The 10,926-nt window shown below is 67.5% G+C and carries 9 protein-coding genes and 1 pseudogene; 8 read left to right on the forward strand and 2 right to left on the reverse strand.

Annotated features, from left to right (window positions below):
* The first annotated feature begins 109 nt into the window (after positions 1-109).
* From glpK to ACH107_RS25695, 5 genes and pseudogenes are all read left to right on the forward strand, one after another.
* Positions 110-1,597, forward strand: coding sequence for a glycerol kinase GlpK (gene glpK / locus ACH107_RS25675; RefSeq protein WP_412508451.1), 1,488 nt, complete (start codon positions 110-112; stop codon positions 1,595-1,597).
* 4 nt (positions 1,598-1,601) lie between these two features.
* Positions 1,602-2,585, forward strand: a complete 984-nt coding sequence (locus ACH107_RS25680) for a class 1 fructose-bisphosphatase (protein WP_412508452.1) — start codon at positions 1,602-1,604, stop codon at positions 2,583-2,585.
* The gene (locus ACH107_RS25685) at positions 2,582-3,724 is read left to right on the forward strand and encodes an iron-containing alcohol dehydrogenase (protein WP_412508453.1); all 1,143 of its coding nucleotides are present in this window, start codon (positions 2,582-2,584) and stop codon (positions 3,722-3,724) included. The genes ACH107_RS25680 and ACH107_RS25685 overlap by 4 nt, the downstream gene beginning before the upstream one ends.
* Before the next feature lie 268 nt (positions 3,725-3,992).
* A pseudogene (locus tag ACH107_RS25690) lies at positions 3,993-4,784 on the forward strand (hydantoinase B/oxoprolinase family protein); the annotation flags it as partial.
* 19 nt (positions 4,785-4,803) lie between these two features.
* Positions 4,804-6,744 (forward strand): acetoacetate--CoA ligase, encoded by a 1,941-nt coding sequence (locus ACH107_RS25695; protein ID WP_412508455.1) that lies wholly within the window; start codon positions 4,804-4,806, stop codon positions 6,742-6,744.
* 46 nt (positions 6,745-6,790) lie between these two features.
* Here ACH107_RS25695 and ACH107_RS25700 read toward each other — a convergent pair whose 3' ends face one another.
* A complete protein-coding gene (locus ACH107_RS25700) occupies positions 6,791-6,997 on the reverse strand; it encodes a cold-shock protein (protein ID WP_412508456.1) in 207 nt (68 codons plus the stop codon).
* Positions 6,998-7,199: 202 nt separating this feature from the next.
* On the opposite strand from ACH107_RS25700, the gene ACH107_RS25705 reads away from it, so the two are divergent.
* A complete protein-coding gene (locus ACH107_RS25705; RefSeq protein ID WP_412508457.1) occupies positions 7,200-7,526 on the forward strand; it encodes an arsenate reductase family protein in 327 nt (108 codons plus the stop codon).
* 45 nt (positions 7,527-7,571) lie between these two features.
* A complete protein-coding gene (locus ACH107_RS25710) occupies positions 7,572-7,940 on the forward strand; it encodes a hypothetical protein (RefSeq protein ID WP_310691358.1) in 369 nt (122 codons plus the stop codon).
* A 53-nt stretch (positions 7,941-7,993) separates the two neighbouring features.
* Here the strand turns inward: ACH107_RS25710 and thrS are convergent, their stop codons facing one another.
* Positions 7,994-9,985, reverse strand: coding sequence for a threonine--tRNA ligase (gene thrS, locus ACH107_RS25715; RefSeq protein WP_412508458.1), 1,992 nt, complete (start codon positions 9,983-9,985; stop codon positions 7,994-7,996).
* Positions 9,986-10,139: 154 nt separating this feature from the next.
* Here thrS and ACH107_RS25720 point away from each other — a divergent pair, with 154 nt between their 5' ends.
* Positions 10,140-10,880: an alpha/beta hydrolase gene (locus ACH107_RS25720; protein WP_412508459.1), complete on the forward strand. Its 741-nt coding sequence runs from the start codon at positions 10,140-10,142 to the stop codon at positions 10,878-10,880.
* The last annotated feature ends 46 nt before the right edge of the window (positions 10,881-10,926 follow it).

A 10,926-nucleotide genomic window follows, 5' to 3' on the forward strand; every position in this document is an offset into this window, starting at 1 on the left:
CCCCGGTGCCAGTTGCCTGCGTCATCATCCGGCTTGACCGGATGATCTCTTGGCCGGAGATCCCCGGGTCAGGCCCGGGGATGACCAGCAAAAGGAACGGACCCTTCCCATGACCCATGTACTCGCCATCGACCAAGGCACCACATCATCCCGCGCGATCATCTTCGATGCCACGATGGGCATCGCGGCGACCGCGCAAGAGGAGTTTACCCAGCATTTTCCCGAAAGCGGCTGGGTCGAACACGACCCCGAGGAAATCTGGGCCACGACCGCGGGCACCTGCCGCGCCGCCATCGAGAAGGCCGGCCTGACCCCGGGGCAGATCGCCGCCATAGGCATCACAAACCAGCGCGAGACCACGCTAGTCTGGGACCGCGCCACCGGCAAGCCGATCCACAACGCCATCGTCTGGCAGGACCGCCGCACGGCCGATTACTGCGCCGAGTTGCGCGCCGCGGGCCATGACAAGACGATCACCGCCCGCACGGGCCTTCTGGCCGATCCCTATTTCTCGGGCACCAAGCTGAAATGGATTCTCGACCGGGTCGAGGGGGCCCGCGACCGCGCCCGCCGGGGCGAGCTGCTCTTCGGCACCGTCGATACCTGGCTGATCTGGAAGCTGACCGGCGGCGCGGCCCATGTCACGGACGCGACCAATGCCGCGCGCACCATGCTCTATGACATTCACAAGGGACGCTGGTCCACCACGATCTGCGAGTTGTTTGACATCCCCCCGCAGATGCTGCCCGAAGTCCGGGACTGCGCCGCCGATTTCGGCATGACCCGGCCCGATCTGTTCGGCGGGGAGGTGCCGATCCTTGGCGTTGCCGGCGATCAGCAGGCGGCGACCCTGGGCCAGGCCTGTTTCCAGCCGGGGATGCTGAAATCGACCTATGGCACGGGCTGCTTTGCCCTCATGAACACGGGCAAGACGCCCGTCGCCTCGAAAAACCGCCTGTTGACCACCATCGCCTATCAGCTGGACGGCACGCCCACTTACGCGCTGGAAGGCTCGATCTTCATCGCCGGGGCGGTGGTGCAATGGCTGCGCGACGGGCTGCGGATCATCCGCGACGCGAGCGAGACCCAGCCGCTGGCCGAGGCCGCCGATCCGACCCAGGAGGTCACGCTGGTGCCGGCCTTCACCGGCCTTGGCGCGCCCTACTGGAACGCCGAATGCCGCGGCGCCGTCTTCGGGCTGACCCGCTCCAGCGGCCCCGCCGAACTGGCCCGAGCCGCGCTGGAAAGCGTCGGCTACCAGACCCGCGATCTGCTGGAGGCCATGCAGGCCGATTGGCAGGCCGAGGGGACGCGCCCTACCCTTAGGGTGGACGGCGGCATGACGGCCAGCGACTGGGCGATGCAGTTCCTGTCGGACATTATCGACGCGCCGGTGGACCGGCCCGAGGTTCTGGAAACCACGGCGCTGGGCGCGGCCTGGCTGGCCGGGCAGCGCGCTGGGGTTTACCCGGACATGGACGCCTTCGCGCAGGGATGGCGGGTGGACCGCACCTTCACCCCTGCGATGGACGCGGCCACCCGGCAGCGCAAGTGCGCAGCCTGGGCGCGGGCAGTCGATGCCACGCTGCGGTATTGACCCCGTGACCGATCCACACCCGACCCTGCGCCGGTTCCTGACCCGTCAGGCCGGCCCCATCGACCCGAGCCTGGTCTTTCTGATCGAGGATATCGCCTCGGCCTGCCGGGCGATCGGCAACACGCTGCGCAACGCCGCCTTCGAGGGGGCACAGGGCAGCGCGGGGGCGGTCAACGTCCAGGGCGAGGACCAGAAGAAGCTGGACCTGATCGCCGATGACATCATCGCGCGCAGCTGTGAGAACTCGCCCGACCTCGCCGCCCTTGTCAGCGAGGAGCGCGAGGCCGCGCATTGGCTAAAATCGCCCGTCGCAGGGGATTACCTGCTGTTCTACGATCCGTTGGACGGGTCGTCGAACGTCGATGTCAACCTCTCGGTCGGCTCGATCTTCTCGGTCACACGGGTCGCGGCGGATGGCGATACAGGCGTTCTCAAACGCGGCGCTGACCAGCGCTGCGCGGCCTATGCCCTTTACGGTCCAACGATGATGTTCGTCCTCAGCCTCGGAGAGGGGGTCTATGGATTTTCCTGTGAATACGGCACCGGCGATTTTCGCCTGACCCACGCCCGCATGACTATCCCCGAACAGACCAGCAAATTCGCGATCAATGCGTCGCGGCAACGCTTCTGGCCCGCCCCAATCCGCGCCTACGTCGCGGACTGTCTGGCCGGGGAAACCGGTCCGCGTGGGCGCGATTTCAACATGCGCTGGACGGCCTCGATGGTGGCCGATGTCCATCGCATTCTGACGCGCGGGGGAATCTTTCTCTATCCTGCCGATGCCGACAACCATGACGCAGGCGGCAAGCTGCGCCTGCTCTACGAGGCCAACCCCATGGCCTTTCTCATAGAACAGGCCGGGGGGGCCGCGACCCTGGGCACCGGGCGCATCCTCGACCTGCCGCCCGAGGGCCACCACCAGCGCGTGCCCGTTTTCCTGGGCTCGGCCGCCGAAGTGGCCCGGCTGGACGGGTATCACGTCCCATGACTGCCTTCGGCTTGACCGCTCCGCAGGGCACGCTGTTCGGGCGCGGCACCCGCGACGCGGCGGCCGGGCGGCTGGCTGCCATAGGCCGGCGGGTCGTTCTGGTGCGGGGGCGCGCGGTCGCCTGGGTCGACGACCTGCACGACGCCCTGATCGGCCAGGACTGCACGGTCGAGACCGTGGTATCGAGAGGGGAACCCGACCTGGACGCGGTGCGACAGGGCGTGGCCGCGGCCCGCGCCCATTCTGCCGACTGCGTGGTTGCCGTTGGCGGCGGCGCGGTAATGGATCTGGGCAAGGCCATTGCCGGGCTTTGCCCCAGCGCGGGGGACGTTGCCGACTACCTGCCATCGGACGGCACCCCGGCGCGGCAGATCGCGGACCCCCTTTCCATGGTCGCGATCCCGACGACCGCCGGAACCGGCGCCGAGGCCACGCGCAATGCCGTGATCGGTGTGCCGCAAGACCGCGCCAAGATCAGCCTGCGCGACGTGCGCCTCGTTCCTGACCTGGCGATCGTCGATCCCGCCCTGACCGACGGCGCGCCCCGTGGGCTGACCCTGGCCAGTGGGCTGGATGCCATCACTCAGCTGATCGAGAGCGCCCTGAGTTGTCGCGCCACGCCCATTACCGACGCGCTGACCCGTGCAGCGCTTCCCCCCGCCGTTGCGGCGCTGGAAATCCTGATGCGGGCCGAGGACCCGGCCGCGCGGGACGACATGGCCCGAGCCAGCTACCTCAGCGGCCTGGCGCTGGCCAATTCCGGGCTGGGGGTCGTTCATGGCCTGGCTTCGATCATTGGCGGGCGCGGCGGGGCGCACGGCGCGATTTGTGGCCGCCTCCTGCCGGCGGCGCTTGAGGGGAACATGGCGGCGCTCCGGGCGCGGGGTCTCGCAACGACGCGCATCAGCGAGATCGACGCGCTGCTTAGCCAGCAGCTCGGCGATGGGCAACAAGACGGCCGCAAGGCCCTGTGTGGCTTCGTAGATGGCCACGGCCTTCCCACCCTTGCGGGCCTTGGCGTGGGCGCAGAAGACAAACCGCAGGTGGCGCACAAGGCCCTGTCGGCGTCCTCGACCCGGGCCAATCCCGTCCCTTTGACCGAGAACGAGATCGCCGAAATTCTTGACCGCACCGATTGAACGCCGACCGGCGGCGCGTCGGGTAAACACCGGCGAGCCGCGAGGCAAGACTGCCGCGGTTCGCCGCTCTGGTCATCAGGCGCACCACGGTGCAACCTGCGCCGGGTGCAACGCCCCGTCCGCGCGGCCCTGCCGGGTGAGGCCATTTCCCCGGTTTTGGCACTAGCCTGCGCGGGCGAGGCTGCGAGGGAAGATCACGGGCATGGCCAGGCTGGGCGTCGATATCGGGGGCACCTTCACGGACGTGGTGCTGGACACCGGGGCCGGCATGGTCTCGCAGTCCAGCCGGGTCAGCCCGCAGATGCGGGAATACGAGCGTTTCAACACCACGATTGCCAATGCCTATATCAAGCCGCTCATGGCCTCTTACCTGGGCTGGTTGGAAAACAGGCTGGCCCGGGAAGGCGCCGATTGCCCTATCTACCTGATGCATTCGGGCGGCGGCATCATGGCGCTGGAGGCCGCGGCGGAGTTTCCCGTGCGCCTGGTCGAAAGCGGCCCGGCGGGCGGCGCGATCTTTGCCGCCGACCTGGCCGTGCGGCCCGGGCTGGACGGGATGAATGCCACCGCCTTTCCCTGGGGTGTGATGACGATGCCGGTCGAGGCGACAGAACAGGTCGGCCCGGTCATCATCTGGCGCAAGGAGCTGCGCCCCGACAGCGGTGGGGCCGGGCAGTATCGCGGGGGGCTGGGCCAGGTCATGGAGGTCGGCGCGCGCGCGGGCCATGAATTCGACATCTCCGCCATGCTGGACCGGGTCGATCACCCAGCGCGCGGTCGCCGCGGCGGGCAGCAGGGCGCGCCCACCCGGATCGCCCGTGACGATGGCACGCCAATGCGCAGCAATGGGCGGCAATCGGTGCCCCATGGCGCGTGCGTCCAGATGGCCTTTCCCGGCGGCGCGGGCTACGGTGTGCCCGGGACGCGTGCGCCCGAGGCCGTCCGGCGCGACCTTGCGTTGGGTTATATCACCGCTGAGGTGGCGCGCGAGGTTTACGGGCTAAGCCCCGAGGAGATAGAGAAAATAGAAGCAAGCGCCCGCAGGGGCGAGAGCTTCTGAAAAAGGAGAGAGCGACGCAATGCCCGAGATTGTCTGGACACCGCCCGAGGACCGCTGGACCGACAGCGCGCTGGCCCGTTTCGCGCGCGAGGCCGGGTTCGATCCGCAGGACTACGCAGGGCTGCACCGGTGGTCGATCAGCGATCTGTCGGGGTTCTGGTCGCGGGTCTGGGATTTCCTCGACGTGATCGGCGACAAGGGCGAGGTCGTGTTTCAGCCCGACGACGATGCCTGGATGACCGGCGCGCGCTTCTTCCCGCAGGCCCGGGTGAACCTGGCCGAGAATTTTCTGCGCCAGTCGGGTGACGCGGTGGTCCTCACTGAGGCCGACGAGATCGGCCATCGCGCCCATGTCACCGCCGATGAGCTGCGCGCGCGGGTCGCCAAATGCGCCGACGGGTTGCGCGCCGCCGGGGTGGGGCAGGGCGACCGCGTGGGCGCGGTCCTGCCCAACCGCGCCGAGGCGCTGGTGACCCTGCTGGCCACCGCCGCCGTCGGCGGGGTCTGGACCTCCTGTTCGCCCGATTTCGGGGCGGCGGCGATCCTCGACCGGATCGGGCAGGTGGAACCCAAGGTGCTCTTTGCCGCGCCGCGCATCACCTACGGCGGCAAGGCGGTCGATGTCTCGGACCGCATCGGCGAGGTGGCCGACCAGATGCCGGGGCTGGTGCAGCTTGTGCTGGTGGGCGACAACACCACGCAGGCGCAGGTGCCTACCGTGCCGTGGGAGGATTTCGGGCAAGAGACGGAGCTGACCTTCACCCGCGTGCCCTTCGATGCGCCGCTCTACGTGATGTATACCTCGGGGACGACAGGAAAGCCCAAGGCCATCGTCCACAAGACCGGCGGCGTGTTGCTGACCATGATGAAGGAACACGTGCTGCACGTCGATGTGCGGCCCGGCGACCGCGTCCTGTGGTATTCGAACACCGCCTGGATGATGTATCACTGGCTGATGACCGGGCTGGCGGCCGGGGCCACGGTGGTGCTCTATGACGGTGCGCCTGTGGTCAAGCGTGACGGCGCGCTGGACGGCACCATGCTGTGGCAACTTGTGGAAGACGAGCGGCTGACGCATCTGGGGATCTCGCCCAAGTATCTCAGCACGCTCTCGGACATGGGTTTTGTGCCCCGCGACCACTACGACCTGTCCTCGCTGCGCTGGCTAATGGCCTCGGGCAGCCCCATGGCGCCCTATCAATACGACTGGATGTATGACGCCATTGGCACGCACTTCGGCTTTTTCTCGATCTCGGGCGGGACCGACCTGATGGGCTGTTTCCTCATCGGGGCGCCAATGCTGCCGGTGCGGCGCGGGGCCCTGATGGCCAAGGCTCTGGGCATGGCGGTGCAGGTGCTCGATGATCGCGGCGTGGCGGTGCTGGGTCGCCCCGGCGAGCTGTGCTGCACCGAACCCTTCCCCTCGATGCCGCTGACCTTCTGGGGCGCCGATGGGGATGCACGCTACCACAAGGCCTATTTCGAGGACCGGGCCGAGGTCTGGACCCATGGCGACCGCCTGACCGAGCACATGGACGGCAGCCTGACCATACATGGCCGGTCGGATTTCACGCTCAACCCCGGCGGGGTGCGGATCGGGACGGCGGATATCTACAACGTCTGCGAGCGCCTGCCGCAGGTGGCCGATTGCCTGGCCTTCGGGCGGCCCATCCCAGGCGACGAGGAAATCGTGCTGTGCCTGCAGATGGCCGAGGGCGCAGCGATGACGCCGGAGCTTGCGAAAGAGATTCGCACCAGGCTGCGGCAGGAATGTTCGCCGCGCCACGTGCCGGCGGCGATCTATACCGTCGGCGCGGTGCCCTATACGATCAGCGGCAAGCGGGTCGAGGGCGCGGCGAAATCCACCGCGCTGCGGCAAGAGGTCAGGAACAAGGCCTCGCTCGCCAATCCCGAAAGCCTGGCGGACTATGCCGATCTCTCGACGCGGGAGGCGTTCTAGGCCAGGTCAATCCCGGCTGGGCGTTGCAAGGCGGGTGCCACCTGGCTCAGCCGGGCTTCAACGCGCCTGCCATCTGGCGCCCGTCCGGGCCTTCGACCAACTCGAACTCGACGGCCTGTTCATCGGCAAGGCCTGCCAGGCCTGCCTCTTCGACCTTCGAGATGTGAACAAAGACGTCCTTGCCGCCATCCTCGGGCGCAATGAAGCCATAGCCCTTTGCGGTGTTGAACCATTTCACGGTGCCCCTGGGCATGTCCGTTCCTCCTGCGTTTTCAGGGGGACTGGGCCCCAGTCCCCGGGGTCCAGGTCTTCCGGTCCCGCGCGGGAAATGGCGGTCGTCCGTCAGCCTCGCCTTGATATGATGCGGTCATGAGGGCAAAAGGCAAATGACAATCCTGTGCTGGCCCGGCGCCGGTGCTGATCCACGCGACACATGCACAAAACGGAGGCAATAGATGCGCCTTTTCGGGCTGAAATCCTGTGATACCTGCCGCAAGGCGCTCAAGGCCCTGCGCGCGGCGGGCCATGATCCGCAGGTCATCGACGTGCGGGCCGACGGCATTGCCGCCGAAGATCTGCAGGCGATCCTCGATCATTTCGGGGACAGCGCGCTGAACACCCGCTCGACCACCTGGCGCGCGCTGTCCGAGCCGGAGCGTCAGCGCCCGGCGGCAGACCTGCTGACCACGCATCCGACCCTGCTGAAACGTCCGGTGATCGAGGCGCAGGGCCAGTGGCACCAGGGCTGGGGCGCATCCGTGCAGCACGCGCTCCTTCAATAACACCGCCCGAACCCCCAGATAAATTCAAAGACGAACGGAGGCATCATGCGAAACGCGGCACTGGTCCTGGGCCTGATCGGCGGTATCATCGGCATCATCGTCGGGCTTGTGGGCTATGGCTATGCCGAGGTCTCTGAACGCCATGGTGAAATCGCGGAGATTTTCGGCGTGCTCGATAACCCCGGTTTCATCCGCATGGCCAGTTTCCTGGCCCCGCTGCTGGCCATCGCCGGGGGCGCCATGGCCAAGGTGCGCGCGCTCTGGGGCGGCCTCCTGATGCTGGGCGCCTGCCTGCTGTTCTACGCGGCCTTCGGTTTCAACGTGGGCACGATGTTCCCCATCGGCTTTGTCGGGCTGGGCGGCATCCTTGCTATTGCAGCCGGGAAACCGGACGAGCCCAAGGCGCATTTCTGATCGGCACCTTGCGCGGGCCGTGACGGCTCAAGGCGGCCGTCACGGCCCGATTGTTACAGAAGATCGGGCGGGGTGGCCGACCGCGCCAGCTCGGCGGTGATCTCGTCCAGGGTCGCGGCCGAGGTTTGTTTCTGTCCCAACCGGCGGACAGAAACGCTGCGCTCGGCGACCTCGCGGCCGCCGCAGGCCAGGATCACAGGCACCTTGCCCACCGAGTGTTCGCGGACCTTGTAGTTGATCTTCTCGTTGCGGATGTCGGCCTCGGCCCGGACCCCGGCGGCGGTCAGCCCGGCCACGACCTCTTGCACGTAGTCATCGGCCTCGGAGGTGATCGAGGCCACGACCACCTGCCGCGGGGCCAGCCAGAAGGGCAGCTTGCCTTCCCAGTTCTCGATCAGGATGCCGATGAACCTCTCGAAAGATCCCAGCGCGGCGCGGTGCAGCATATAGGGGCGGTGCTTTTCGCCGTCGGCCGCGATATAGGTCGCGCCCAGCCGTTCGGGCAGGTTCGGGTCCACCTGGAAGGTGCCGCATTGCCAGACCCGGCCGATGGCGTCGGTCAGGTAGAAATCCAGCTTGGGGCCATAGAAGGCACCGTCGCCCGGCTCCAGCGTATAGTCGCGGCCAACTGCCTTGATCGCCTTTTCCAGAGCGCCCTCGACGTAGTCCCAGGACGCGTCGCTGCCGACGCGCTTTTCGGGGCGGGTGGCGAAGCGGATCTCGAAATCCTCGAAGCCCAGTTCGCGGTAGACCTCGGCCAGAAAGTCGATGAACCGGGCGCACTCCTCCTGGATCTGCTCTTCGGTGCAGAAGATATGCGCGTCGTCCTGGGTGAAGCCGCGCACCCGCATGATTCCATGCAGCGCGCCCGAGGGTTCGAACCGCGCGCAGGAGCCGAATTCGGCCAGTCGCAGCGGCAGGTCGCGATAGGATTTCAGGCCCTGGTTGAAAACCTGCACGTGGCAGGGGCAGTTCATCGGCTTGAGCGCGTTGATCCGGGTCTGGTCCTTGTTCCTGACGCTCGCGTCGTCATCCTCGCCGTCGCGGGACTCGTCCACCTCGACCACGAACATGTGGTGCTGATACTTATCCCAGTGGCCCGAGGCCTCCCAGAGCTTGCGGTCCACGACCTGGGGCGTGTTGATCTCGCGGTAGCCGCCGGCGCGCTGCTTGCGGCGCATGTAGTCCTGTAGCGTGGTGTAGATGGTCCAGCCGTCCGGGTGCCAGAACACCTGGCCGGGGGCCTCTTCCTGCATGTGGAACAGGTCCATCTCGCGGCCCAGCTTGCGGTGGTCGCGGCGCTCGGCCTCTTCGAGGAAATGCAGGTAATTCTTCAGATCCTCGCGGGACTGGAAGGCGACGCCGTAGATGCGCTGCAGCATCTGGCGGCTGGAATCGCCGCGCCAATAGGCCCCGGCCACGGACATCAGCTTCCAGGAATCGCCTGGCAGCTGGCCGGTGTTCTGCAGGTGCGGACCACGGCACAGATCCTGCCATTGGCCGTGCCAGTACATGCGCAGCGGCTCGTCGCCGGGGATCGCATTGACCAGCTCGACCTTGTAGGGTTCGTTGTTGGCCTCGTAGTGCGCGATCGCGCGGGCGCGGTCCCAGACCTCGGTGGTGACCGGGTCGCGGGCGTTGATGATCTCTTTCATCTTCTTTTCGATTGCGCCGAGGTCTTCGGGGGTGAAGGGCGCGGCCCGGTCGAAATCGTAATACCAGCCGTTGTCGATCACCGGGCCGATGGTGACGTTGACGTCGGGCCAGAGCTCCTGCACGGCGCGGGCCATGATATGGGCCAGATCGTGGCGGATCAGTTCCAGCGCGGGGGACTCGTCCTTCATCGTGTTGATAGCGATCTTCGCGTCCGTTTCGATGGGCCACTGAAGATCCCAGTGCTGCCCGTCGACATGCGCCGAGATGGCCTTCTTGCGCAGCGAGGTCGAGATTTCGGCGGCCACGTCCGCCGGGGTCACGCCGCTGGGAAAGCTGCGTGCATTGCCATCGGGAAAGGTCAGGGAAATCTGGTTCTGGCCGTCATGCATGGCCTGTCTCCTCGTCGGTTTGGCGCCCACGGAACGCCCGGTTGCGGGTATGTTGTGCGCGGGTCTTTTGGCCGGGGGCCGGGGGCCTTGTCAAGCTTGCATCCCGGGCTCGGTCTGTGCTCAGTCACAGGCAGGCGGACGACAGGGGGATCACATGGCCGAAACCTTCACCACGGCGCAGGGACGCCGCATCGCCTGGGCCCACACGCCGGGCGCGGGCCCGACCGTGGTGTTCTGCAGCGGCTTCAAGTCCGACATGGCCGGCACCAAGGCCGTGCATCTGGAGGCCTGGGCGCAGGGCCGGGGCCAGGCCTTCGCGCGCTTTGACTATTCCGGTCACGGGATCAGCGGCGGAGCCTTCACCGACGGTTGCATCGGCGACTGGTTCGAGGACACCTGCGCTGTGCTGGACCGGATCGCGGGGCCGGTGGTGCTGGTGGGCTCCTCCATGGGGGGCTGGATCTCGCTGCTGGCGGCCCGCGACCGGCCCGGCAAGGTGGCCGGCCTTGTCACCATCGCCGCCGCGCCGGATTTCACAGAGGACAGCATGTGGGCGGGGTTCGACGCCGACCAGCGCGGGGCGCTGCTGCGCGAGGGGCAGGTCACGCTGCCCTCGGACTATGGCGCGCCCTATATCATCACGCGCCGCCTGATCGAGGAGGGGCGCGCGCGGCTGGTCCTGCGCGCGCCGCTGGCGCTGCCTGTCCCGGTACGGTTACTGCAGGGCACGGCGGACGCGGATGTGGAGATGTCGGTGGCGCTGCGCCTGCTGGACCACGCGCAGGGCCCGGACATGCGCCTGACCCTGGTGGACGGGGCCGACCACCGGTTTTCGGATGACGATTGCCTGGCGCTGATCGAGCGCAGTATCGAGGAGGTGCTGGCCCGGATCTGACGGGGCGGCTGCGCCGCGCAGGTCTGCCTCGGCTGCGCCTCGGGCA

The sequence above is a fragment of the Roseovarius halophilus (ex Wu et al. 2025) genome, from assembly GCF_047086965.1.

Bases quoted from the DNA above. Each gene is read 5' to 3' on its own strand.
- ACH107_RS25700 (WP_412508456.1), bottom strand. From the start codon at position 6,997: ATGCCCAGGGGCACCGTGAAATGGTTCAACACCGCAAAGGGCTATGGC.
- thrS (WP_412508458.1), bottom strand. From the start codon at position 9,985: ATGCATGACGGCCAGAACCAGATTTCCCTGACCTTTCCCGATGGCAAT.
- ACH107_RS25685 (WP_412508453.1), top strand. From the start codon at position 2,582: ATGACTGCCTTCGGCTTGACCGCTCCGCAGGGCACGCTGTTCGGGCGC.
- ACH107_RS25720 (WP_412508459.1), top strand. From the start codon at position 10,140: ATGGCCGAAACCTTCACCACGGCGCAGGGACGCCGCATCGCCTGGGCC.
- ACH107_RS25695 (WP_412508455.1), top strand. From the start codon at position 4,804: ATGCCCGAGATTGTCTGGACACCGCCCGAGGACCGCTGGACCGACAGC.
- ACH107_RS25710 (WP_310691358.1), top strand. From the start codon at position 7,572: ATGCGAAACGCGGCACTGGTCCTGGGCCTGATCGGCGGTATCATCGGC.
- ACH107_RS25705 (WP_412508457.1), top strand. From the start codon at position 7,200: ATGCGCCTTTTCGGGCTGAAATCCTGTGATACCTGCCGCAAGGCGCTC.
- glpK (WP_412508451.1), top strand. From the start codon at position 110: ATGACCCATGTACTCGCCATCGACCAAGGCACCACATCATCCCGCGCG.